We start from the raw sequence: 25427 nt of genomic DNA on the forward strand, positions 1-25427 counted from the left end.
AAACGGACTTCTTTTTTTGTATATTAGGACTCTGTTGTAACAACAGCACCGTCTGCGTGAGGTGTATCTCCTCCGGGATTTTGGTGTTGCTGTTCTTGTTGTTTCTTAGCCTCTTCTTCAGCTTTTTTCTTGGCCTCTTCTTCAGCTTTCTTCTTAGCTTCTTCTTCAGCTTTTTTCTTAGCTTCTTCTTCAGCTTTCCTTCTAGCTTCCTCATCAGCTTTCTTTTGAGCTTCTTCTTGCTGTTTACGTTGTTGTTCTTGCTGTTGCTGTTCTTGTTGTTTCTTAGCCTCTTCTTCAGCCTTTTTCTTAGCTTCGTCTTGTTTTACTTTATCTTCATTAGCCTTTTTCTGGGCTTCCTCATCAGCTTTTTTCTTAGCTTCTTCATCGGCCTTTTTCTTAGCCTCTTCTTCAGCTTTTTTTGCATCTGGAGTTCCGCCAGGCGCAGTGAAGGATGCACCAACTGCTGGGCTTGTGCCAGTACCTTTTTTCGCTATTACAGAGAAGCTGTAAGTAACACCTGGTTTAATACCACCAAGAGTAGCTGTCGTACCACTTATTGATAGGCTACCACTTGAACCGTCAGTTGCTTTATAGCTGGCTGCATATGCATCAACTTCTGCTGGTCCAGACCAGTTTAGTGTAACTGTGCTAGCGCCATCAAAAGTGACATTCAGACCACTAGGGGCATCTACTTTAATTTGTTTAATTGCATCTTTTTTCGCACCTTTTACGTATAACTCTCCGTTTATTTCTTGTACAGAAGAAGGACGTTCAAAGCGTGATTTATCTGTAGCGAATTTGCTCATCATTACTTGGAACATTTGCTGTGCAATTCTAGTGGAGCGATCGCTAACATAATTTTTTGGACCATCTTTTTCGTAACCGGTCCAAACAGCCATTGTGTATTGTGGCGTATATCCAGCAAACCAGCTATCTCTGTTTGCATCAGCTGGGATGTCATATTTTTGAAGAACTGATTCATCAAAGTTTTGTGTTCCTGTTTTACCTGCTACGTCAACACCTGAAACGTATGCTGTTGGACCTGTACCACCAGAACCAGGTTTTACTACGTCACGAAGAACGTCAGTAACCATATAAGCTGTATAGTCTTGCATTGCGCGATGTTCTTTCGGTTTAAAGCTTTTCTTTTTCCCGTCCGGGAAGGTTACTTCTTTTACGAAGTGTGGTTTATTATAGTTACCACTATTACCAAAGGTTGCATATGCACCTGCTACTTCTAATGGAGAACTATCGTTACTACCGATTGCTGTTGATTCGTAGACTTTTCCTTCTTTAAAGGTCATGCCTAAACCTTCAGCAAATTCTTTTGACTTATTAAGACCAACTGTTTGTGCTGTCTTTAAAGCTGGAATGTTTAATGACTTTTTCAAAGCTTCACGTAGTGAAACGTCACCTTTGTAACTCTTTGTTGCATTTTGTATTTTCTTACCATTGGAATACGTATACTCTGAGTCGTTTAATTGATGGTATGTAGACCATTGTAAATTTTCAATTGCCGGACCGTAGTCGAAAATTGGTTTCATTGTTGAACCAACTTGGCGTTTTAAATCAGTTGCCATATTATGACCTTTGAAAGTAGACTTACTTTCTTTACGTCCAGCACCAATTGCTCGAACTTCTCCAGACTGTGTATCCATAAATACGAATGAACCTTGGAATTGATCGTCCGGATACTTAATAAGATTGCCATCCATAATTTTGTCGGCGTAATCTTGAGCATCTTGATCAAGTGTTGTATGAATCGTTAAACCATCTGAACCGATATTTACATCAGGATATTCTTTTTCAACTTCTTTTACAACCGCATCTAAAAATGCTTGATACTTCATCTCAGTTACTTCTGAAGACGGTTGAAGGCCCTCAGTTACTGGAATCTTAACGGCGTTATTCATTTCTTCTTTTGTTATATAACCATGTCGATTCATTAATGATAATACGACATTACGACGATTTGTTGCTCGTTCAACATTTTCCTTTTTTGTTGGATCATAAATGTTTGGACCTTGGGGTAAACCAGCGAGCATAGCAGCTTCATGTAATTGCAAGTCTTTTAAATCTTTACCATAATATTTTTGCGCTGCTGTCGCAATACCGTATGAACGGTTACCTAAATTAATCTTATTTAAGTACATTTCTAAAATCTCATGTTTAGAGTATTGTTGCTCTAATTTGTAAGATAAGTACCATTCTTGCACTTTTCTTTTAGCAGTTTTGTCCATCGTTAGAAAGTAGTTTTTAACGACTTGCTGTGTAATCGTACTACCACCTTGGGAACCGAAACCACCAGTGACATTTTCCATAACTGCTTTTGTAGTTCGTTTAAAATCAATTCCATTATGATCATAGAAACGCGAATCCTCAGTTGCAAGAAATGCATTTTCAACTACTTTTGGAATTTGATCATAAGTAACATGTGTTCGTTTTTCAGCACCGTATTCATAGAAGAAATTTCCGTTTTTATCGAGAAACTTTGTTGATAAAGGATTAACAAGTTTGGATTTGTCTAATTTTGGAGCGTCCTTTACCATAACAAAGAAAGCGGAAACGCCGGCTACAAGACCAACGATACCAAGAAGTAGACAACCTATAAGGAATTTCTTGAAAAAGGAGCCTTTTTTCTTTGGTTTTTCTTCTTTATGTGTTTTTTTCTCTTGATTTTTCACATGATTTCGTTCTGTACGAGAACGATAATTATCTGACATTATACTTTCTCCTACCTTTCATTCTCTCCCCCAAAAGTCGAAAAAAGAGCCTTAGTGATGACTCTATCACGAAAAATAAACCATGTCTAGTACACGGATATAGTCAATCCGAGGGTGATAACCGCATGATAATAAGGATCCATGCTCTTCTATTTCTTCTTTCGTAATCGACTTGCGTCCACCAGTATTTTGACGATTCCAAAATGCAATAATATGTTTTGCATCTAGTAAATAAAATTCATCAAAAAGTGTAAATTTAATAATAACAAATGCAATTCCATTATGAGCAACCACTTGCTTCATATGTTCAATTTGATGAAGGTGGAAGTTTTGAAGTGGGAAACTAGTTTTATTTTTGGTTTCCTTTGCTTCAAAATCGATGTATTTCCCTTTGTATACACCGTTGTAATCTGTTGTAGAAGGTTGTTTAAAATACGCTTCTTTTACCACTGCAGCACTTCGAGCGGGGTAATCTACTTTTACAATTTGAAGAGGTGTAGGCTTTTTATGTACACATGCAATATTATGGGTTAAGTAATATTGATTTGTTTCATTCAATTCCTCTTCAAGGGACATACCTCTATTACTATAAGTATGTGTTTTTATAGGTGTTTTTTGAGGTTGTGAAGCTTGATTATACCTTTTTCCATTTGGGTAACGAATGGTCATAGTGTGTCCACCCCCAACTTGCTAAGAATTACTTACAAAGGTGATTATATCAAAAAATGAAAAAAGATGTGACCTTTTTGATGAAAGGTATGATGACTTATTTATGTTTACATGGAATGATTATATAAAAATTAAACAAAATCGAGAAAAAAATTTTTGTACAGAGGAAGAAAAAGCAATCATTCACAATATTAAAAAGAAAACAGAAATAGCTAATGTGGACAATATTTCTCGGACACAATCTTATCAAGAATATTATTTAAGAAATAGTGAAATCAGGTGGGCCTTTTTAGCGAGTATGGTTTCGAGAAATGCGGGCTGGAATATGACTGATTTAGAAGGGAGATATTATGCTACTGTTTTACCTAGAACGGTAAAAAAACATTTATTTCTTCTGTACGAACAGGCTAATTGGATTATTTTTTTAGATGCATTTCCTCAGCTATTATTGTATGAGGAAAGTAAGAAGAGACATGCACCTCTCTTTCATTTGTTGCAATACTTCAATGTATCAATTTTTATGGAAAAAGAATGGTTACTTTTCTGGGAAAGAAGAGATATGAATAGACTTATGACAGCGCTTATTATAAATGAACAAAATAAAATTCAAAAACCAGTCATTGAGAACACATATTTTAAAAAACATGTATTCCATACTGCGCTTTTTAAAGTACAAGAAAGACTTCATATTAGTGCAGTTATCTTCCCAACAATTGAAGGGAGAATGTATGGGTTTTCGGTTTATCAATTTGAAACGTTACAAAAGCGTATAGAACTAGGAAAAAAATTAGCATGGTTATTGTTTCATCCAATTTATAATGGTTCGTTTTATAAGTTTGCACTGCAAACTACACATACTGGGTCTAGAGAAGATTATGAAGTTTACGCAAAGGAAACTCGAAAGTCTTATACGCCAACACTTAGAGATATTTATCCTGTTATTTTACATGAAGAAATAAAAATGAGAGATTGGTTTTGTGCAAATATGAAAATGAATGTGCTATTTGTACTTGAAGAACCTAAAGGGGAAGTTAATATAACAGAATGGTATAGAAGAAAGAGAGAACAAATCTATAGGCTATCTATCGTAAACCGTTTTGCTAAAAGAATCGATGAGTTCATGATATAATAAAAAAGAAGTCCCGTCTTCCATTTTGAAGACGGGACTTCTTAATTTGAAAAAATCCTGCTATGCGTGCTACAACTTTAATTTCAAAACGTAATGCTAGTAGGAGATTAAGGATGATTTGAAATTTAAATGTTCGTAATAAAGTCTCGCTTTATGTAGCAGGGAAGTTTGGACCATCTAGCTTTGGATTGCCAGTCTCGGGTTTATTTTGTTGTTTGTTTTGGTTTTTCTTTTTTTCATTTTTGTTCTTTGCCATTGTAATACACCTCCTTTTTGTATTGTTACCATTTCTATAAATGACATACGAAATGATTTCTTTGACGAATAACAACTAGTTTTGTCATGTGGGCAGGAGTGGTGAATCATTCGGCGAAATTACATGACAAAGGAAAAGCAAAGAAGGAGGCGTTTTGTATATGGCGATGGTTCAGAAAGAAGATGTAATGAAAAAAATGGATCAAATGTTAAGTTCTCTCGATTTGCTGGAAATGAATATAGGGATTAGAATGAATCATGCGTTAAAGGATGCGAGTGAAAAAATATGTAATAAGATAGAAATAACAGAAATGCATATTGAACATATGGAAAATAAATTAGTGCATCACGAAGAAAAAGGGAATTGGGTGAAGACATTTCAAAACGTCGTAGTGAGTGCATAATAAGGTGGGAAAGAAATGAAGAATGAAGCATTAATACAGTCTTCAGAAAAACTCATGCAGTATAATAATGAAGCGAATGTAAAAAAAAGAGAACTAACTGAATACGACTTTTATAAGGATATGAAACCGTTTGTAGATATAGTAGATGAGGAATTAAAGAAGTGGAAAGAACTAGCTTATAAGTGGATTAAAGAAGAAAAGCCAAAGTATATACATGTACAGCAAATTGATCAAGTATACGATAATTTACAAACGAATGTGTTGCAATGCTTTGTAAATAAAGGTAAAGGTAAACGATTCTTTGAAACACACCAAGCCATTTCGTATACTTTGCAAAATATAGTTGAGCAATGTAAATAACAAGAGGGAGAGCCCTCTTGTTATTTTTATGCTTCTGTCATTGTTGTAGGTTTTGTTGCGCCGTTTATTTCTAATTCTTTTATTAATGTTCGATAATCTGATATGCATATTTTTCCTTCGAGATACCAATGTCTCGCAAAGTCTAATAATTCATTTGCATTCTCTGTGCAATACCCCTTTTTTTGAGAAAACGCTTGTTTTAAATCCCCTAATACCATGTTGATTCCTCCCCCATGAGAATCTTCTTCTTAATTATCATAGCATGGAAGGGTTTTCTTTTTTAATTTTTTAAAAATTTAAACTTCCGACAAAAATAGACATATATTCCATCACACATATTATTTTATAGGTACATATTATATATGTAGAAACTTATGTGAAGGAGGAGAGAATGCATGTTTCAACAACCTAACGTATATCAGCAAACGAATCCATATGCACAGCAAAATATGTACCAATATAATACGGATACATATTTACGGTATAATATGTATCCTTTCGAGCCTTATTATGGAAATCAAAATTATTATCAACCGTTTGAAGTGTCCTTTATGAATCAAGCTCAACAACCACAACAGCAGCAACCTTATGTGAATCAAGCTCAACAACCACAACAGCAGCAACCTTATGTGAATCAAGCTCAACAACCACAACAGCAGCAACCTTATGTGAATCAAGCTCAACAACCACAACAGCAGCAACCTTATGTGAGTCAAGTTCAACAACCACAACAGCAGCAGCCTTATATGAATTCGCAATATTATATGCCACCACCATCGCCGTATGCTAATCAACAAGCGATGTTTTATCCACCAAAACAACCGTACCCGACGCAGGGTAAGCAAAAGCAACAACAGCCAAGTCAGTTTTCTAGTTTTGTTTCTCAATTTAAAACATCAGATGGGAACTATGATGTAAATAAAATGATGAATACAGCTGGACAAATGATGAATGCGATGAATCAAGTGACAGGTATTGTAAAGCAAGTTGGAGGCTTTTTTGGTAAGTGATGTTGAAGGATTGTCTATAAAAATAATGTAAATGAAATAAAGGACTAGACAAATTTCCTTGTAATAAATGGGTATATATAACAAACGGCTTTCTCTCTTTTCTCATACTGTAAAGTGTAATCAGATTTTTTTAACGAGAGAGGAGAGAAAAACTATGCATCATTGTCATCCTTGCTTTGGAGGGCATAAGCCTACAGGACCTATTTGTACGACTGCTCCTGTCATTCATCCGACGAAACAATGCGTAACACACTCTTTTTCAACAACGGTGGTGCCACACATTTTCCCAACACATACAACACATGTACATCATCAACAAATTAAAAACCAAAACTTCTTCCCACAAACAAATTCAAATGTAAATGTTGTGGACCCAATCGACCCAGGATTCGGCGGCGGATGTGGACCGTGTGGCCATGGTCATCATCATCACCACCACGGTCATCAAATATCTCCATTTGGGCCAGGACCGAATGTATCACCGTTTGGACCAGGACCAAATGTATCACCGTTTTTACCAAACAATGTATCACCAGTAGGTCCAAATATCGGACCAAACGTTGGTGGAATATTTAAAAAGTAAATGATATGTTAGAACTAGCGAAATGCTAGTTCTTTTTTTGTAATTGGAGTGTTGATATGAAAGTTATTGCAGTAACAGGATATAAGCCATTTGAACTTGGAATATTTAAAAATGATCATCCAGGGGTGGAGTGTATAAAGAAAGCGTTACACCGTAAATTAACCAATTTTGTAGAAGATGGTTTAGAGTGGGTTATAATAAGTGGCCAATTAGGTGTAGAATTATGGGCTGCTGAAGTTGTTTTTGAAATTCAAGTAGAATATCCAGATTTAAAATTAGCGGTATTCACTCCGTTTTTAGAACAAGAAGAAAATTGGAAAGAAGATAATCGTGAATATTACGAATTTATCCTTTCTCAAGCAGACCATGTTGATAGTATCACGAAACGGAAGTATGAAAGTCCAGAGCAATTTAAATTAAAAAATCAATTTTTTATTGAAAAAAGTGATGCGCTTTTAGCGGTATACGATGAAGAAAAACCAGGAAGTCCCAAATATATTGTAGAAGCAGCAAAGAAAAAAGGAGAAATAGAAAATTATCACAGTTATTTCATTCTTTTTTCTGATTTACAAGATATAATAGAAGAGGAACAGTGGAATAATGCAGAGTAAATATGTAATATAGTACTCGTATATATGATTGACAAAAAGCATTGTTTCTGAAAAAATTTAGTTAATGAAAGTTTTGGTAAAAATTTGAGGTGAAGAAAATGATTTCGGATAAAATTAAATTAACAGCGAAAGATATTTTAGAAAAAGAATTTAAAACAGGTATGAGAGGTTATCAGCAAGAAGAAGTAGACAAGTTTCTTGATATGATCATTAAAGACTATGAAGCTTTCCACAAAGAGTTTGAGCAATTAAAGCAACAAAATGCTCGTTTAAAGCGTGAATTAGAGGAACAAAAACTAGCAGTAACGCAAGTTCCACAACAACCTGTACAAACACCAGTTGCACAACCAGTTTATAACAACACGAATACGGATATTTTAAAACGCTTATCTAACTTAGAAAAAGCTGTATTTGGAAGTAAGTTATACGAATGATGTAAGGTGGGAAAAGGTTTAAGCATTTTACATAGAAAAAAACGTTGCAAAATCTTTTTGTTTCCACTATACTAATGGATGTCATAACGTTTGGGTAATCGCTGCAACGCCAACGTTGTAGAGGAAAGTCCATGCTCGCACGGCCTGAGATGGCTGTAGTGTTCGTGCCTAGCCAATTCATAAGCTAGGGTATTCTGGCTGTAAGGCTGGTTTAACGGCAGGGAAAAAACCTAAGTCCTTTCGGATATGGTTTGACTACCTTTAAAGTGCCACAGTGACGAAGTCCTTGAAGAAATGATAGGAGTGGAACGAGGTAAACCCCACGAGCGAGAAACCCAAATAATGGTAGGGGAATCTTTTCCAAGGAAATGAACGACGGGAAAGGACAGGTTTTATAACCTGTAGATAGATGATTGCCACCGGAGTACGAGGCGTGGGCCGTTTGTAGTACAAAGGAACAGAACATGGCTTACAGAACGTTATGAACCAACTATGAAATAACTCAGCTCTCCTTTGTTAGAGGAGGGCTTTTTATTTGTATGAAGTTATAAAGTATGAGTTAAAATGGTTAATGAGAAAATTTTTCGTAAAATGTAATGATTAATAGGACCAATTGCTATTAATTATTGTTTGAATATACATAAGAGGTGAATGCAAATGGGAAAAGTTACTTTAATTGCAACAGCGGCAATGGGTATTGAAGCGTTAGTTGCCCGAGAAGTTCGCGATCTTGGTTATGAATGTCAAGTAGAAAACAGCAAAGTAACATTTGAAGCAGATGAAAAGGCGATTTGTCGCACGAATTTATGGTTACGTACTGCGGACCGTGTAAAAATTAAAGTTGGCGAATTTAAAGCAACAACATTTGATGAGCTATTTGAAAAAACGAAAGCATTAAACTGGGGAGATTATATTCCAGAGAATGGCGAATTCCCTGTTATCGGTAAATCTTTAAAATCTGAATTATTCAGTGTTTCGGATTGCCAACGTATCGTTAAAAAAGCTGTCGTTGAAAAATTAAAAACAACATATAAACGTACAACTTGGTTTGAAGAAGATGGTCCGTTATTCCGTATCGAGATTGCAATGCTCAAGGATATTGCAACATTAACAATTGATGCGAGCGGTGTTGGACTTCATAAACGTGGATACCGTATGGATCAAGGGGAAGCTCCGTTAAAAGAAACATTAGCTGCCTCTTTAATTAAATTAACAAACTGGAAGCCAGATCGTCCATTTGTTGATCCATTCTGTGGATCAGGTACAATTCCGATTGAAGCAGCATTAATTGGACAAAACATTGCACCAGGATTTAACCGTGGTTTCGCATCTGACGAGTGGGGCTGGGTAGGTAAACAAAACTGGCGTGAAGCTCGTCAAGAAGCTGAAGATTTAGCGAACTATGATCAACGATTACAAATCATTGGATCGGATATTGATCATCGTATGATTCGAGTTGCTCAAGATAACGCAGAAGAAGTAGGCTTAGGTGATTTAATTACATTTAAACAAATGCAAGTAAAAGATTTCACAACAAAAGAGGATTATGGCTACGTTGTAACGAATCCTCCATACGGAGAACGTTTAAGTGAAAAAGCACTCGTTGAACAACTGTATAAAGAAATGGGACAAGTATTCCGCCCATTAGATACATGGTCAGCGTATGTATTAACAAGCTATGAAGCATTTGAGAAGTGTTACGGAAAAGATGCGTCGAAGAAGCGTAAACTGTTTAACGGATTTATCCGTACAGATTACTACCAATACTTCGGAAAACGTCCACCGCGTAATTCATAGTATAAAACTCCTCCAGCGCGCATATACTGGCTATTATGTAATGCGTAAAGGAGGAAGTGATATGGATAATTTCCAATTATCAATGATTCAAAAAGCTATTCACCGTACGTATGATGAGCTCGGAAAAGAAGTGGATAGTCAAGATGCGATTGTAGATGAAATACAAAAAGCACAAGAAGAATATTTGTCAGCTCTTTCACATGAAACAGCGATTGATAAAAGGTATTTAAAGTCATTAATATAGAAGAAAATTTTCCTTTTTCGAAAGGAAAATTTTTTTTCGTGTATTTATATGTATGGCAACAGGGGAAAGTAGCTGCACACATATGAGTAGCGGTTACTATATCTTTTTATAGAAAAACTTTTTGGTTGGAGGCTAAGGATGTTTACTGAGAAGAGATTACCATTTGAAGTAGGAAAACAAGACAATTTTTATGATAAGTTGAATGAGTGGATTGGAGATGTGTTTTACGACATCCTTCCGGAAAAAGGTTTTGAAGAGCGTGATGAACAAATTTTTATGGCGTTTCAATTAGAGCGTGCTTTCCAAGAAAAGAAAGTTATGTTCGCAGAAGCGGGTGTAGGAACAGGGAAAACTATTGTATATCTTCTATATGCAATTTGCTATGCGCGTTATACTGGAAAACCAGCTATTATTGCTTGTGCAGATGAAACGTTAATTGAGCAGCTTGTGAAAGAAGAAGGAGACATTGCGAAATTATCTGAAGCGTTAGGCTTATCTGTAGATGTACGACTTGCGAAATCAATGGATAATTATTTATGTTTACGTAAGCTTGAAGATGTTATGAGTGGACGAGCTCCAGAAGTAATTGAAGACGTATATTATGAATTACCACAATTCGTATTTGATCATGGTACGATGCAAAACTTTACTCACTATGGTGACCGAAAAGAATTTCCACTATTAAATGACGAAGAATGGTCAAAAGTAAATTGGGATTACTTCCAAGATTGCTTCACTTGTGATTCTCGTCATCGTTGCGGTCAAACTCTTTCACGTGAACATTATCGTAAAGCAGCAGATTTAATTATTTGTTCTCAAGATTTTTATATGGATCATATTTGGACGTACGATGCTCGAAAGCGTGAAGGACAAATTCCATTATTACCAGAAAGTAGTTGTGTTGTATTCGATGAAGGACATCTTGTAGAATATGCAGCTCAAAAAGCTTTAACATATCGTTTAAAGCAAACGATGATGGAGCAACTTTTAACGAGATTATTACAAAACGATATTCGTGAAGAGTTTGCACATTTAGTAGAAGAAACAATTTGGCAAACAGAGCGATTCTTTGATGTGTTACAAGAAAACAAAAAAGAAATTGCCGGTTCTGATCGTTTAGAAATTACTGTGACAGAAAAAGTAACAGCTGAAGCGAAACGACTTTATGCGAAAATTGGTGAAGTCGGTGATGCATTAGTATTTGAAAGTGAAATGCATACAGTAAACACGTATGACTTAAATATCGTTGATGAACATTTAGATGTATTAGAGCATTCACTTCGTCTGTTCATGCATGAGAAAAATGTAATTACATGGGGTGAAGAAGGTGATGGAGCCTTCACGTTAGTGATTATGCCACGTGCAGTAGAAGAAGTATTACAAGAGAAAGTATTCTCGAAGAAAATTCCGTATATTTTCTCGTCTGCTACATTATCTAATAACGATTCATTCGCATTTACAGCAAATAGCCTAGGGGTAAAAGATTACTTATCATTCTCAGTTGCCTCACCGTTTGATTATGAGGAGCAAATGGCAGTAAACTTACTATCGCATACGAAAGAAAATGAATGGGAAAGAAAGTGCCAATATACACTTGAAAATATACAGAAAACAAATGGACGTACACTTGTATTATTCCGTACAACACAAGAACTTGCAGCGTTTAAAGAATATGTAAGTAAAGAACAAATGTCAGTTCCGTTCTTATATGAAGGGGATCAAGAAATTAGTCAGCTCGTTTCTCGTTTCCAAAATGAAGAAGAGACTGTACTTTGTGCCGTTCATTTATGGGAAGGTTTAGACATTCCTGGTTCATCATTATCACATGTTATCATTTGGTCATTACCATTCCCTCCAAACGATCCTGTGTTTGAGGCGAAGCGTAAACATGTAAATGATCCATTCTGGGATGTAGATGTACCGTATATGATTTTACGTCTTCGTCAAGGGATTGGCCGTTTAATTCGTACGAGCGACGATAAAGGTGCTATATCAATCTTCTTATCTGATACAGAAGATGAGAAAGTGATAGAAGCGGTGAAAAACGTACTACCAGTAGAAGGTAAAGAATTATAAGGAGAAAGCTTGGCGCTTGCCAAGCTTTTTTTCTATTATAAAAGGAAATTAGATTTTCATGTCGAATTAAGTTTGAGGTAGAAAAAGGAGGTTTTTATACAATGACAGTAGCTACATATGAAGTAGAAAAGCAATTTTTAACATACGTGAAGAAGATACAAAATTACGGAGAAGCATTAAGCTTAATGTTTTGGGACTTGAGAACAGGGGCGCCTAAAAAAGGTGTAGACCAGCGTTCAGAAGTAATTGGCATGCTTTCATCAGAAGTATTTGCCATGTCGACTTCAGATGAGATGGGGAACTATTTAACAGAGCTTGAAGCTTTAATACGTGAAGATAAACTTTCTGAAACGACGAAGAAAATGGTTGAAGAGTGTCGTAAAGAATATGATAGAAATAAGAAAATTCCACAAGCGGAATACGAAGCGTATGTGAAATTAGAAGCGAAAGCAGAGAGTGTGTGGGAAGAAGCTCGTGAAAAATCTGATTTCGAAATGTTCCGCCCGTACTTAGAAAAAATTGTTGAATTTAAAAAGAAATTTATTACATATTGGGGTTACGAAACATATAAATACAATACATTATTAGACATGTATGAGCCAGGTATTACAGTAGAAGTTTTAGATCACGTATTTGGTCAACTTCGTGAGCGCATCGTACCGCTTGTAAAAGAAATCTCTGAGTCTAAAAAAGGATTAAAAACAAGTGCTTTATCGGAAAAATTTTCAAAAGAAAAACAAAAGAACTTTACATTAGAACTATTAAAGCAATTGAATTATGACTTTGAGGCAGGCCGTCTTGATGAAACAGTACATCCATTCGAGATTACTTTAAATAGAGGGGATGTTCGTATTACGACACGCTATGACGAAAAGGATTTCCGCATGGCTGTGTTTGGAACAATTCATGAATGTGGTCATGCTGTATATGAACAAAATATTGCAGAGAAATTTGAAGGTACACCGTTATGTAGTGGAACATCTATGGGTATTCATGAGTCACAATCGTTATTCTTTGAGAACTTTATCGGCCGTAATAAATCATTCTGGAAGAAAAATTATGATTTATTAAAAGAGTATAGCAATGGTCAATTTGATGATATGTCAGTCGATGAATTTTATGATGCAATTAACGAATCGAAGCCGTCATTCATTCGTATAGAAGCAGATGAGCTTACATACCCGCTTCATGTTATGGTGCGTTATGAATTAGAGAAAGAATTATTTGATGGTACATTACAAGTGAAGGACTTACCAGCAGCTTGGAATGATAAGATGGAAGCATATTTAGGAATTCGTCCGGAAAATGATGCGCAAGGTGTATTGCAAGATGTTCACTGGGCTGGTGGCTCATTTGGATACTTCCCATCTTATGCGCTTGGTTACATGTATGCAGCACAATTTAAGCAAAGAATGTTAAAAGACATTCCGAACTTTGATGCATTGTTAGAAGAAGGAAACGTAACACCAATTCGTGAATGGTTAACAGAACATATTCACCAGTATGGTAAAACGAAAAAGCCACTTGAAATTTTAGAAGATGTAACAGGCGAAGGGTTAAATGCAAATTACTTAGCGGATTATTTAGAAGTGAAGTATAAAGGAATTTATGAGTTATAAAAAAGAGCTGCTTACTTGCAGCTTTTTTTATAGGGGGATAGAAGATGGTTTATACATATACAGTAATGACGCAAGAAGAGGCGGAAGAGATTGCATATAACTGGCATTATAAAGGGGAATATTCCTTTTACGATATAGAGGCAGATGAAGAAGATTTAGATGAGTTTTTACATGATGAGAGTAGAGGGAATCATACATTTTCTGTGAAGGAAAATGGCATTCTCATTGGTTTTTTTACTGTTTGTAAAATGAATGATAGAACGGTTGAGATTGGACTTGGAATGAGGCCTGATATAACTGGAAATGGATTTGGTTTACAGTTCGTGAATGCTGGACTAGCTTTTAGCAAAGAAAAATACGGATGCAAATATATAACACTATCAGTAGCGACATTTAATGAGAGAGCGATAAAAGTGTATAAAAGGGTGGGGTTTGAAGCGGTTGGAACGTTTATACAGAAAACAAATGGTGGTTGTTTTGAGTTCTTGAAAATGAACTATATATGTAAACGTGATTAAAAAACAGAGGATCTTCTGTTTTTTTATTTTGATTTAGAAATATATGATACATATTGTTTACTTGTTGTAATTGAGAGTTTTGAAATTTCGGTAGAGGGTGTGTATGATAGAAGTTTAGTAGCAAATAGTAGGTTTAGCAAGGAAAGGTAGAGGTAGTATGATTACAATTAAAACGAAAAATGAAATAGATTTGATGCATGAATCTGGAAAATTACTTGCTTCATGTCATAAAGAAATTGCGAAAATGATAAAGCCAGGTATAACGACACAAGAGATTGATACGTTTGTTGAAATGTATTTAAAAAAGCATGGTGCCACATCTGAACAGAAAGGTTACAACGGGTATCCATATGCGATATGTGCATCTGTAAACGATGAAATGTGTCATGCGTTTCCAGCCGATGTTCCTTTAACTGAGGGTAATATTGTAACAATTGACACGGTAGTAAACTTAAATGGGGGTCTTTCAGATTCTGCTTGGACGTATAGAGTTGGAAAAGTTTCTGATGAAGCAGAAAAGTTGTTGTTAGTAGCTGAGAATGCTTTGTATAAAGGGATTGATCAGGCGGTAATTGGTAATCATGTAGGAGACATTGGCTATGCAATTGAAAGTTATGTAACAAATGAAGGTTTTTCTGTCGCAAGAGACTTTACGGGACATGGGATTGGTAAAGAGATTCATGAAGAACCAGCAATTTTTCATTTTGGGAAACAAGGACAAGGACCTCAGTTACAAGAAGGAATGGTAATTACAATTGAACCGATTGTAAATATAGGTATGCGATATTCTAAAGTAGATTTAAATGGGTGGACTGTACGAACGATGGACGGGAAATTATCAGCTCAATATGAGCATACAATTGCGATTACAAAAGATGGGCCAATCATTTTAACGAAGTTGTAATTGGGAATGAAAGAGTTTGCAAAACTCGAACAAAAATAGTGGTTTTTAAAAATTTGTACGTGTTTTTTTGATAAATGCTTTTCAAAGCATAAAAAGTACGTTATAATCCTTCTATAAAATAAATAGTTAGCTACACTCATATAATCGCGGGGATATGGCCTGCAAGTTTCTACCGAAGTACCGTAAATACTTTGACTATGAGTGAGGACGAATATAATTGCTTGTTTAGCATTCTTTTTTTGCGAAACTCCAAAAGCGCGTCTCTCACTTGTAACGAGTGGTGGCGGCTTTTGGAGTTTTTTTATTGCATAAGAGGGGGAACAAACATGAAAGTATTACAAGAAAAGATTTTGAACGAAGGAAAGGTTTTATCTGGTGACGTATTAAAGGTAGATGCTTTTTTAAATCATCAAATTGATCCAGTACTTATGCAAGAAATCGGAAAAGAATTTGCTAAACGTTTTAAAGAAGAGAACATTACAAAAATCGTGACGATTGAATCTTCAGGCATTGCACCAGCGGTTATGGCTGCATTAGAGCTTGGTGTAAAAGTAATTTTTGCACGAAAACGTAAATCGTTAACGTTACAAGATAATATGTACGTTGCAAACGTATATTCATTTACAAAACAAGAAACAAATGAAATTTCATTATCTCGAAATCATATCGATGAAAATGATCGTGTATTAATCATCGATGACTTTTTAGCAAACGGTCAGGCTGCTTTAGGTTTAATGAGTTTAGTAGAGCAAGCTGGAGCGAGTATTGCAGGAATTGGAATTGTTATTGAAAAAGCATTTCAAGATGGAGGAAAGAAGCTTCGTGAACAAGGCGTTCGTGTTGAATCACTAGCAGAAATTGCATCACTTGATAACGGCACAGTTACATTTGTACAGCAAGAAACTGCGGAGGTGAAATAAACGATGAAGCAGCATCCATTTAAAATTGCATCGCTTGGTATGCAGCATATGCTTGCAATGTATGCTGGAGCAATTATCGTTCCGCTTATTGTGGGCGGTGGACTTGGTTTGAATCAAAAAGAGTTAACATATTTAGTCTCAATTGATTTATTAATGTGCGGCGTTGCGACAATTTTACAAGCATTATCAAATCGCTTTTTCGGTATTGGGCTTCCAGTTGTGCTTGGTTGTACATTTACAGCGGTTGGACCGATGATTGCAATCGGGAAACAATACGGCGTGTCTTCTATTTATGGAGCAATTATTGCTGCCGGGTTATTCGTTGTTATTTTTGCAAAATTATTTGGAAAGCTTGTAAAACTGTTTCCCCCTGTTGTAACAGGATCTGTCGTTACAGTAATTGGAGTTACACTTGTTCCAGCTGCTATTAATGATATGGCTGGCGGAGTAGGAAGCAAAGATTTCGGAAGTCTTGAAAACTTAGCGTTAGCATTTGGTGTGTTACTATTTATCATCATTATGTATCGTTTCTTCGACGGATTTATTCGTTCAATCTCTATTTTGCTAGGTTTATTGTTCGGTACAATCGTTGCAGCATTTATGGGGAAAGTAAGCTTGCAAGCAGTTGGAGAAGCAGATTGGTTCCATGGTATTCAGCCATTTTACTTCGGTACACCAACATTTGAATTGACGCCAATTATTACGATGATTTTAGTTGCTTGCGTAGGGATTGTAGAAGCAACAGGTGTATACTTTGCATTATCTGATATTTGCAATAAAAAGATTGGTGAAAAAGAATTAACAAAAGGCTATCGAGCAGAAGGATTAGCGATGGTGTTAGGTGGTATTTTCAACGCGTTCCCATATACAACATATTCTCAAAACGTAGGGCTTGTTCAATTAACTGGAGTAAGAAATCGCGTTATTATTTATACTTGTGGTGGTATGTTAATCGTTCTTGGATTCATTCCAAAAATCGCAGCTATTACAACGATCATTCCGAAATCAGTACTGGGCGGTGCGATGTTAGCAATGTTCGGTATGGTAATGGCATATGGTATTAAAATGTTAAGTAGCGTTGATTTTGGTAAACAAGAAAATTTATTAATCGTTGCATGTTCTGTCGGAATCGGACTTGGAGTTACAGTCGTTCCTACTTTATTCTCACAACTTCCTGAAAATATTCGTATTTTAACAGATAACGGAATTGTACTTGGAAGTGCGTCAGCAGTACTTTTAAATATCGTATTTAATATGGTGCCGCAGCGTAAAGTGAAAATAAAAGAAGAGCCGGTGTCTATGCAAAGTGCGGTAAGAGAAGCGTAAAAAAGCAAGGTCTCATTATGAGACCTTGCTTTTCTTTTTAAGTGGCATCATTTTTCCGTACGTACCAAGACGCCAAATGTACTCAAGTGGCCCGTATTGATAATGTGAAAGCCACCAGCGGCTAATAAAGATTTGTAACGTGTAGAAACTAATGCAGAATATTGGTCCAACCCATAATGGAGCAGGATAATAATTTTTAAGGAATAGACCAAATACAAGTAATGTAACAATTGTATGCGAGATGTAATTTGTTAATGCCATTCGTCCAACGTATTGGAATGGACGTAATAACGTTTGCCATTTTTCTTTTTGTAATAAACGCATTAGCGTGAAAATGTAGAATATGAATAACGTTTTTCCGCTAAACATTGTAAAGACCTGCATATAAATTGGTTCATAAAATGGTTTTGATAAGAAGTAACGGACCATGAAGAACCACATTGGTAATGTTAAAAGGAACATAATAATTTGCCATTTTTTAAGTTTTAGATCTAACTCTTTCGTGCGGCGGAAAATATCCTTTTTGCCGGCGTATAAACCAAGCAAAAATAGCCCAACTGTTTCTGGAAGCATAAGTAAATTTAATCCAATTCCATCAGCGTAAAATGCATGGAAACGATTTTGTATTTGTGACAGCCAATCTTCTAATGGCATGATAGGTAAGGAAAAACCTAGCTCTTCCTTTGGTACCAATGCAACTGTAATACCAGCCATTAGCATAATGAATTGAAAAATACTCAATAAAACGATAGCCCATATTAAAATAGTACGAGGTTCTCTCTTATAAAATAAAAATAAGAAAAATCCAGCAATCGCATAAGTATGTAAAATGTCTCCGTCCCATAAAAGAACGTAATGTAAGAAACCGAATAATAATAAAATAAGTAAGCGGCGAACAAATAAAATTTTCGGATGATCTGTTTTTGCTTCAGCACGACTCATAAAAATGTAAAAGCCTAGGCCAAATAAAAACGAAAAGATAGTATAAAACTTTGTTTGAATAAACATATCGTAAAATAGACGGATATAGCTATCTAGCCCTTCATAAACTCCTGAAATATCACGTGAGTCAATCCCAGCGATAACAGGCCAGTTCACAAGAAAAATACCTAGTACAGCTATTCCTCTAATAATATCGATGGAGTGTATCCTCTCGCCTTGTGAAATATTTTGTGTCATTATTTTCCTCCCTGTTAAGTAATTCCCTTTTATTATACAAAATGTAAGATGGAGGGTATAGGGTGGATTTCCATTTTTTTTAACTATTAAGTTATGTAAGATGCGATATAATAAGAGGGCACAACAAGTTTTAACCTTTTTCAAAACAGGCAGTAAAGCTCCTTCTTATAAGGAGCTTTCTTTATGAAAAGTGTTGATAATGATTCTCTTTAATGATAAAATATATTTAAAATTGATAATCATTATCAAAAAGGTTGGTGTGTAAGTATGGTATATGCATTAGTAGCAGGTACAGTCGCTGTATATGCAGTTATTGCGAAGTATGTTTTAAATGGAGTAGGAACAGCAAAATGAGTGATATGACATAAAATCCCTTTCATTTGTAAAAAGAATGAAAGGGATTTTTTATTTTTAATGAGAATATGCTGAAAATTTAGTATGATAGTAAAGTGAAACTGTAATCAATGGGTAGGTGTAACTCTCACTGGTTATGAGCTCGCAAATAGCGGGGAAAAGTATATACATCTTGGATAAAGGGGAACAAGGGGATGACAAACATAGTACAGACAAACGGTATGAAAAAACTTGTTTGTTTTTATGAAGAGTGGCAAAAACACGGCGATGCAGAGAATAGTTTAAAGTTGTTTGAGGTGATTCAAAAATATAAACAAGAACAGCTTATGATAGCGTTCTGTGGTCACTTCTCTGCAGGGAAATCAACGATGATGAATCATCTATATAAAGCGCAGTTGTTACCAACAAGTCCAATTCCGACAAGCGCTAACGTTGTCAAAATTGAAAAAGGAATGGATCGTGTTGTTGTAACGGTTAAATCTGGAGAACAGTACGAGTATGACGGTGCATATTCAGCTGAAGAATTAAAACAAATTTGTAAAGATGGTGATGAGGTAATTGGTGTTCACATTTATCGGAATGATGCGCCAATTCCTGAAGGTGTTATGTTAGTAGATACACCAGGGATTGACTCAACAGATGATGCCCATCAATTAGCGACAGAATCAACGCTACATCTAGCAGACGTAATTTTTTATATGATGGATTATAATCACGTCCAATCGGAAGTGAATTTGCAATTTGTTAAAGAATTGAAACAACGTAATAAAACGGTTTATCTCGTTGTCAATCAAATAGATAAACATAAAGAAAATGAATTGTCGTTTGAGAATTATAAAGATAGTGTAAAGCAATCGTTCTCTAACTGGGATATTGAAGTAGATGGAGTATATTATACGTCATTACGAATGATGAACCATCCACATAATGAAATTGGAAGCTTAGAAACGTTAATTACTTCTATTATGAAAGAAAAAGAGCAGTATGTAAGGAATGGAATGGAGCGAGAAACAGAATATTTAATGGGGGAACATTTCTCGTTTATTGTTTCTGAAAATGAAAAAGCTCTTTTGAAATATGAGGAAGAGTTAGCATCACCACTTTCTATTTCAGAGGTAGTTGAAAAGAAGGAAGAGTTAACGGAAGCGAAAAATCGTGAGGCAAGTAAAGAGTCTCATGTGAGAAATGAATTTATAAAAGGCCTACAAGCTATATTAGATAACGCGTATTTAATGCCATTTGAAATGAGAGAATTGGCAAATGCGTACTTAGAAACGAAATTAACAAAGTTTAAAGTCGGTTTGCTATTTGCGAAAGGAAAGACGGAGCAAGAAAAACAAAGGCGTGTAGAGGCGTTTTATTCTGCCCTTCAAAAGACTGTTGAAACGCAGCTTGATTTTCATGTGAAGGAATTTATTGTAGCCTTCTTAAAAGAAGAAGGATTGTTCACGGAGGAAATTGGGAAAGACATATATGGGTTAGAAATTGCTTTCGGACCAGAAATGTTGGCTGAGGTAATTAAACAAGGCGCAGGTTTCACAGGTGATTACTTACTTCTTTATACAGCGGATGTAGCGAATGAATTAAAGAAGCGTTATTTTATAAAAGCACAGCAAATTTTTGATAAAAGTGCGGTCGTTTTAAAGCAAAAGGTGAGGGAAGCAGTTGCTCGTATTGAAGAAGAGATTGAAACATATACGATGTTGCAAACGGCGAAAGAAACACAATTACAATACAATAACAATTTGGCGACATATGAAGACTATTTACGAAATGTTTGGCACGATCATGTTGCTACGCCTGAAGGTTTGCAAATAGATGAGATATTGCAAAGGGAAAAGCAAATTGTTAGTGAGAAATTTACACTACAAGAGAAGGAAATCGTAAACGATAACGTAGCGATTCATGAAGAAGAGCTGAAAGGAACGGCGGCTTTAAATATTCAGCGGATATTAGAGAAAGTGAAAAAAGCTGAAACGATCTTAGAGCCATTGCCAGCGCTGAAACATGTACAGCAAGAGGTAATAGAGAAAAGAAGACGTGTAGAAACAAAACAATTTACAGTAGCGTTATTCGGGGCATTTAGTGCTGGAAAATCATCATTTGCCAATGCCTTACTCGGTGAGAAAGTACTTCCTGTATCACCAAACCCGACGACGGCAACGATTAATCAAATTTTGCCGGTTACAGAGGAAAAACCACATGGAACAGTAATTGTTCAGTTTAAATCAAAGCAAGCGTTATTAGAAGATATGAAAGCTGTTTATAAGCTGTTTCATTATGAGATTGCTACGTTAGATGAAGCGTTAGCACAAATTGATAAAGTTATGAAATATCCTTCACCAACTGGGAAGCAAAAAACAACATTTAGCTTTTTACGAGCGGTACAAAAAGGGTATGATGCAGTTTCTACTTATTTAGGAGAACAAGTACAAGTTACATTAGAAGAGTTCTCTGATTATGTAGCGAATGAAGAGAAATCATGCTTCGTTGAGTATATGGAACTTTATTATGATTGTGCTTTAACAAGGCAGGGAGTAGCGCTTGTAGACACACCTGGAGCGGATTCTATCAATGCTCGCCATACGGATGTTGCATTCCAGTATATTAAAAACGCAGATGCTATTTTATTTGTAACATATTATAACCATGTATTCTCTCGTGCTGACCGTGAATTTTTAATTCAGCTTGGTCGTGTAAAGGATACTTTTTCCCTTGATAAAATGTTCTTCTTAATTAATGCTGCGGATTTAGCAGAGTCTGAAGAAGAACTTGAAATGGTAAAAGATTATATCGCAGATCAGCTACTGCAATACGGTATTAGAAATCCGCGTTTATTTGCAATTTCAAGTTTATGTGCGCTTGAAGAGAAACAAGGAAAGAATGTTGAAAAAGAGAAGTATGGTATTTTACAAAACTCTGGGATTACTAAGTTTGAGGAATCATTTACGTCCTTTATGATGAGAGATTTAATGCTTGTTTCTGTGCATGCTCTATATGGTGCGTTGCAAGGGGCAGATCAGCTTTTAGTAAACATGATAAAGGGTGCAAAGCAGGGGAATGAAGAGAAAGAGAAGCAAACGAAAAAATATGAAGCAGAGCGTGATCAACTACTTCATATCATTTCTTCATATAGTGTACTTGCTGAAGAACAGGCGATGCAAAATGAAGTGAAAGAGTTGCTTTATTACGTGCAACAGCGTCTATTCCTACGCTATAACGATGTGTTTACTGAATTTATTAATCCGGCGTCACTTCGAACCGATGGAAATGTGAAAACACAATTGCAGCAGTGTGTTATGGAATTAGTAGCATTTATTCAGCATGATTTATTGCAAGAAATGCGTGCGACATCATTACGCCTTGAAAAATGGATAGACGAAGCGATGAAGCGTGCAAAAGACGAAATTGTAGTGAACTGTAAAGTAGAAAATGAATCAATTTCTATGAATGGAACAGTGGAGTATGAATATAAAGATATTACACATAAAGAACCCTTCCCTTCAGTTGAAATAAAAGATTTCAAAAAAGCATTGGCACATTTTAAAAATGAGAAAAGCTTTTTTGAAAAGAATGACAAAGCTTTTATGCAAGAAGACGCTAAATCTGTATTAGAACCGCTCGTATCAAACTATGTAGCTGATGAAAAACATTTATTTGTTCATCATTATAAGCAAGAGTGGGATATGAAGTGGAATTTATTCCAAAAAGTGATGCAGCAAGATGTGATGAACTATTATGAAAGTATATTGTTTGCATTGGCTGAAACGATCGATGTATCTCTATATGAACAAAGTAAAGAACAATTGCAAAAGCAGTTAGTAGAGATTGAAAAAGAAATTTATGTTATATAGTCGTTATGAGAAAAAGATTCGTTCAATTTTCTTTTGAAGTACAGTATCTAAAGATTTTACAAATCCAGCAAATTCATCGGTAGAAATCATATGAGTAAGAACGAGTCGTCTGCCATCTGGTGTTTCACCGCATAAGACGAATGAAGAAAATTCATATGTTTTGTTTTCAACTACTAATTTTGGATAGGAATACGTGTCGCTTTTCTTCTTCTTTCCATCAATAGAGATGACGTTGCATTTTTTCTCATTGTTGTCCATGGTGAATCCCTCCTTTCTATTACTTATGGTAGACAAGGAGGGTTTAGAACAATAGAGAAGGGGGAATTTTTTATGTCTGTTGTAATAGAACGTATTCCAAAAGAGGCTATACCGAAGGCTTTATTGTTACTTGCTGATCCAAGTGAACGGCAAATAGCTACATATGTACAAAGAGGATTAACATACGTAGCTAAGCAGGGGGGGAGCGTTATCGGTGTATATGTTCTTTTGGAAACAAGGCCAAAGACGATGGAAATCATGAATATTGCGGTTGTAGAACATTTACAAGGAACAGGGATTGGGAAGAAGCTATTAAGGCATGCTGTAGAAACTGCTAAAGGATATGGTATGTCAAAACTTGAAGTTGGTACAGGCAATTCTAGTGTTTCACAACTTGCTTTATATCAAAAATGTGGATTTCGTATTTTTTCTATTGATTTTGATTACTTTTCGAAGCATTATGAAGAAGAGATTATTGAAAATGGGATTGTATGTCGTGATATGATCCGGCTTGCAATGGAATTGAATAAAAACGTATAACTATTTAGGGGGAAGAGAAGATGGAAGTACATAAAGCAATTACAGCACATTCTCGTAAACAAAATGAAAGCGTAAAAGCATGTTTACAATTAGATGCACAGCGTGAAGCAGCTATTGAAGCTGCCGTATCTCTTGCGTCAAATGGGAAAGAATTTTCGGTTGATGTCATTAATTTTGTAACGAAGCAAATTAATGATCTTGCAAAAAATGGTGTTACCTTGCAGCGTAAATATGTTACAGAAGAAATGGTTATGGAGTATGTAAGTCGTTTGAAAGAGAAAGAAGGTCGTTAAAGATGATAGTTACAGTCGAATGGTTACGTGAGCATATAGAAGATGAGAATGTCCGTATAATCGATTGTCGTTTTGATTTAGCGAATCCTAATTGGGGTAGAGAAAAGTATGAAGAAGGACATATTCCTCATGCGTTATATTTTGATTTGAATTTAGATTTATCAAGTCCTATAGCAGAACATGGTGGCCGCCATCCTTTACCAAATATTGAGGAGTTTGCAGACAAGCTTTCGAAGGCTGGTATTGATGAACATACGACAGTAATTGCGTATGACAGTCAAGCTGGTGCAAATGCTGCTCGTTTATGGTGGTTATGTAACTATGTAGGACATGAGAAAGTATATATATTAGATGGTGGTTTCCCTGCTTGGAAAGAGAATGGACTACCGACAACAGCGGAAATTCCTGTTGCTATACGAAAAACATTCAAAGCTAATATACAAGATCATATGCTTGTAACGATGGAAACGGTCAGAGAGAATATCCGTGCAGGTGCGGATGTTACATTAATTGATTCAAGAGAGCCGAAACGTTATGCTGGTGTAGAGGAACTTGTCGATCATAAAGCAGGACATATTCCAACAGCGGTAAACCATTTTTGGAAGGATGGAATGTTGCAATCAGGACAATTTAAGAATAAAGCTGGGCAACAAGAACGATTCCAAAATCTGTCGAAAGATAAGGAAACCATTGTATATTGTGGTTCTGGTGTTACGGCATGTCCAAATATCGTTGCATTAAAATTGGCTGGATTCCAAAATGTTAAATTGTATGCAGGTAGCTGGAGTGATTGGATTTCTTATCCAGAAAATCAAATTGCAAAAGAAGAAGATTAATCACTTGCATGCAAAAATAATTTGTATTAAAATAAGGTCACAAGCAAGAGATTGCTCGAAAAACTTTGTATTTTACACATTGGAAACAATGTGATAATATAACGACAAGTAAATAATACATCCTGCGGTGTGCGTAACTTATTTATGTCTAAAACCGATGTTAGTTATACGGAAGCTCAATATTTAGCGACCATCATCAAGCCTTCCTTGTGGAGGAAGATGTACGGTAACTGTGAGGGCATCCACCTGCGAGTAGCGGGTTTTTGGACATTTACGAGGAGCGGCACGTGCGGGGGTCTTATTTCAACTAACCTTATATAAAATTCCTACGGTGTACGTAGCTTATGCATGTCTTAAACCAATAAGTTTAATATGGAAGCTCAATATTTAAATGTAGCTAACATGCCATCTTTTTAAGAAGGAAGTTACAAACATTTGTGAGAGCATCCACCTGTGAGAGCAGGTTTATGGACATCTAGAGAGAACGGCATATGTGGGGCTATATAAAAACCTTACGTTTTATACGTAAGG

Annotated in this window: 25 protein-coding genes, 3 other RNA genes and 1 riboswitch; of the genes, 22 read left to right on the forward strand and 6 right to left on the reverse strand. The window is 35.8% G+C overall.

What is annotated here, in order from left to right; translation table 11 throughout:
• Window positions 1-23 precede the first annotated feature (23 nt).
• Together EBQ15_RS15565 and recU are read right to left on the reverse strand one after the other, a co-directional pair.
• Window positions 24-2723 carry a PBP1A family penicillin-binding protein gene (locus EBQ15_RS15565; RefSeq protein ID WP_001283097.1) on the reverse strand — a complete coding sequence of 900 codons (2700 nt, stop codon included), beginning with the start codon at window positions 2721-2723 and terminating at the stop codon, window positions 24-26.
• A 66-nt stretch (window positions 2724-2789) separates the two neighbouring features.
• Window positions 2790-3392 carry a Holliday junction resolvase RecU gene (recU, locus tag EBQ15_RS15570; RefSeq protein WP_000155598.1) on the reverse strand — a complete coding sequence of 201 codons (603 nt, stop codon included), beginning with the start codon at window positions 3390-3392 and terminating at the stop codon, window positions 2790-2792.
• A 103-nt stretch (window positions 3393-3495) separates the two neighbouring features.
• Between recU and EBQ15_RS15575 the strand changes: the two genes are divergently transcribed.
• Window positions 3496-4521, forward strand: coding sequence for a DUF2515 domain-containing protein (locus EBQ15_RS15575; RefSeq protein WP_000495645.1), 1026 nt, complete (start codon window positions 3496-3498; stop codon window positions 4519-4521).
• A 151-nt stretch (window positions 4522-4672) separates the two neighbouring features.
• Here EBQ15_RS15575 and EBQ15_RS31885 read toward each other — a convergent pair whose 3' ends face one another.
• The gene (locus EBQ15_RS31885) at window positions 4673-4852 is read right to left on the reverse strand and encodes a hypothetical protein (protein WP_001987054.1); all 180 of its coding nucleotides are present in this window, start codon (window positions 4850-4852) and stop codon (window positions 4673-4675) included.
• 85 nt (window positions 4853-4937) lie between these two features.
• On the opposite strand from EBQ15_RS31885, the gene EBQ15_RS15580 reads away from it, so the two are divergent.
• The gene (locus EBQ15_RS15580; protein ID WP_001252036.1) at window positions 4938-5180 is read left to right on the forward strand and encodes a hypothetical protein; all 243 of its coding nucleotides are present in this window, start codon (window positions 4938-4940) and stop codon (window positions 5178-5180) included.
• 15 nt (window positions 5181-5195) lie between these two features.
• Window positions 5196-5540 carry a YppE family protein gene (locus EBQ15_RS15585; protein WP_000786938.1) on the forward strand — a complete coding sequence of 115 codons (345 nt, stop codon included), beginning with the start codon at window positions 5196-5198 and terminating at the stop codon, window positions 5538-5540.
• Between the two features lie 26 nt (window positions 5541-5566).
• Here the strand turns inward: EBQ15_RS15585 and EBQ15_RS15590 are convergent, their stop codons facing one another.
• Window positions 5567-5758 carry a YppF family protein gene (locus EBQ15_RS15590; RefSeq protein ID WP_000242652.1) on the reverse strand — a complete coding sequence of 64 codons (192 nt, stop codon included), beginning with the start codon at window positions 5756-5758 and terminating at the stop codon, window positions 5567-5569.
• Between the two features lie 177 nt (window positions 5759-5935).
• On the opposite strand from EBQ15_RS15590, the gene EBQ15_RS15595 reads away from it, so the two are divergent.
• The 13 genes from EBQ15_RS15595 (at window position 5936) to pbuX (ending at window position 17582) form a co-directional block, all read left to right on the forward strand.
• Complete coding sequence (locus EBQ15_RS15595) at window positions 5936-6550, forward strand: YppG family protein (protein WP_000487623.1); 615 nt, start codon at window positions 5936-5938, stop codon at window positions 6548-6550.
• Window positions 6551-6704: 154 nt separating this feature from the next.
• Complete coding sequence (locus EBQ15_RS15600) at window positions 6705-7133, forward strand: CotD family spore coat protein (protein WP_000546270.1); 429 nt, start codon at window positions 6705-6707, stop codon at window positions 7131-7133.
• A 56-nt stretch (window positions 7134-7189) separates the two neighbouring features.
• Window positions 7190-7744 carry an SLOG family protein gene (locus tag EBQ15_RS15605; RefSeq protein WP_000862912.1) on the forward strand — a complete coding sequence of 185 codons (555 nt, stop codon included), beginning with the start codon at window positions 7190-7192 and terminating at the stop codon, window positions 7742-7744.
• Between the two features lie 98 nt (window positions 7745-7842).
• Window positions 7843-8178 carry a cell division regulator GpsB gene (gene gpsB / locus EBQ15_RS15610; RefSeq protein WP_000622431.1) on the forward strand — a complete coding sequence of 112 codons (336 nt, stop codon included), beginning with the start codon at window positions 7843-7845 and terminating at the stop codon, window positions 8176-8178.
• 86 nt (window positions 8179-8264) lie between these two features.
• An RNA gene (rnpB, locus tag EBQ15_RS15615) (RNase P RNA component class B) lies at window positions 8265-8655 on the forward strand.
• Between the two features lie 180 nt (window positions 8656-8835).
• Window positions 8836-9975, forward strand: coding sequence for a THUMP domain-containing class I SAM-dependent RNA methyltransferase (locus EBQ15_RS15620; protein ID WP_000521224.1), 1140 nt, complete (start codon window positions 8836-8838; stop codon window positions 9973-9975).
• A 61-nt stretch (window positions 9976-10036) separates the two neighbouring features.
• Window positions 10037-10219: a DUF3921 family protein gene (locus EBQ15_RS15625; protein WP_000368569.1), complete on the forward strand. Its 183-nt coding sequence runs from the start codon at window positions 10037-10039 to the stop codon at window positions 10217-10219.
• A gap of 138 nt (window positions 10220-10357) precedes the next feature.
• Window positions 10358-12295: an ATP-dependent DNA helicase gene (locus EBQ15_RS15630; protein WP_000493698.1), complete on the forward strand. Its 1938-nt coding sequence runs from the start codon at window positions 10358-10360 to the stop codon at window positions 12293-12295.
• A gap of 101 nt (window positions 12296-12396) precedes the next feature.
• Entirely contained in the window at window positions 12397-13914 is a 1518-nt protein-coding gene (gene ypwA, locus EBQ15_RS15635; RefSeq protein ID WP_000215070.1) for a carboxypeptidase, read from the forward strand.
• Between the two features lie 44 nt (window positions 13915-13958).
• Window positions 13959-14432, forward strand: a complete 474-nt coding sequence (locus EBQ15_RS15640; protein WP_000263214.1) for a GNAT family N-acetyltransferase — start codon at window positions 13959-13961, stop codon at window positions 14430-14432.
• A gap of 157 nt (window positions 14433-14589) precedes the next feature.
• A complete protein-coding gene (locus tag EBQ15_RS15645; protein WP_000628415.1) occupies window positions 14590-15336 on the forward strand; it encodes a type I methionyl aminopeptidase in 747 nt (248 codons plus the stop codon).
• A 116-nt stretch (window positions 15337-15452) separates the two neighbouring features.
• Window positions 15453-15554: riboswitch (purine riboswitch) on the forward strand.
• 108 nt (window positions 15555-15662) lie between these two features.
• Window positions 15663-16256, forward strand: a complete 594-nt coding sequence (locus EBQ15_RS15650) for a xanthine phosphoribosyltransferase (protein ID WP_000866483.1) — start codon at window positions 15663-15665, stop codon at window positions 16254-16256.
• Between the two features lie 3 nt (window positions 16257-16259).
• A complete protein-coding gene (gene pbuX, locus EBQ15_RS15655; protein WP_000809219.1) occupies window positions 16260-17582 on the forward strand; it encodes a xanthine permease PbuX in 1323 nt (440 codons plus the stop codon).
• Between the two features lie 15 nt (window positions 17583-17597).
• Here the strand turns inward: pbuX and EBQ15_RS15660 are convergent, their stop codons facing one another.
• A complete protein-coding gene (locus EBQ15_RS15660) occupies window positions 17598-18761 on the reverse strand; it encodes a DUF418 domain-containing protein (protein WP_000193088.1) in 1164 nt (387 codons plus the stop codon).
• A 548-nt stretch (window positions 18762-19309) separates the two neighbouring features.
• Between EBQ15_RS15660 and EBQ15_RS15665 the strand changes: the two genes are divergently transcribed.
• Complete coding sequence (locus tag EBQ15_RS15665; protein WP_000182127.1) at window positions 19310-22969, forward strand: dynamin family protein; 3660 nt, start codon at window positions 19310-19312, stop codon at window positions 22967-22969.
• Window positions 22970-22972: 3 nt separating this feature from the next.
• On the opposite strand, the gene EBQ15_RS15670 is transcribed toward EBQ15_RS15665, so the two are convergent.
• Window positions 22973-23227, reverse strand: a complete 255-nt coding sequence (locus EBQ15_RS15670) for a DUF3931 domain-containing protein (protein WP_000369740.1) — start codon at window positions 23225-23227, stop codon at window positions 22973-22975.
• A 72-nt stretch (window positions 23228-23299) separates the two neighbouring features.
• Here EBQ15_RS15670 and EBQ15_RS15675 point away from each other — a divergent pair, with 72 nt between their 5' ends.
• The 5 genes from EBQ15_RS15675 to ssrS (EBQ15_RS15695) all read left to right on the forward strand — a co-directional run bounded on the left by EBQ15_RS15675 (window position 23300) and on the right by ssrS (EBQ15_RS15695) (window position 25400).
• Complete coding sequence (locus EBQ15_RS15675; RefSeq protein ID WP_000117687.1) at window positions 23300-23767, forward strand: GNAT family N-acetyltransferase; 468 nt, start codon at window positions 23300-23302, stop codon at window positions 23765-23767.
• A 20-nt stretch (window positions 23768-23787) separates the two neighbouring features.
• On the forward strand, window positions 23788-24060 hold the full coding sequence (locus EBQ15_RS15680; RefSeq protein ID WP_000451810.1) for a YpbS family protein: 273 nt from the start codon (window positions 23788-23790) through the stop codon (window positions 24058-24060).
• A 2-nt stretch (window positions 24061-24062) separates the two neighbouring features.
• A complete protein-coding gene (locus EBQ15_RS15685) occupies window positions 24063-24896 on the forward strand; it encodes a sulfurtransferase (RefSeq protein ID WP_000637562.1) in 834 nt (277 codons plus the stop codon).
• Between the two features lie 116 nt (window positions 24897-25012).
• Window positions 25013-25195, forward strand: a non-coding RNA gene (gene ssrS, locus EBQ15_RS15690) — 6S RNA.
• Between the two features lie 21 nt (window positions 25196-25216).
• A non-coding RNA gene (ssrS, locus tag EBQ15_RS15695) (6S RNA) lies at window positions 25217-25400 on the forward strand.
• Window positions 25401-25427: the final 27 nt, after the last annotated feature.

It is taken from the genome of Bacillus sp. 2D03 (assembly GCF_003946765.1).
Classification (GTDB): Bacteria; Bacillota; Bacilli; order Bacillales; family Bacillaceae_G; genus Bacillus_A; species Bacillus_A cereus.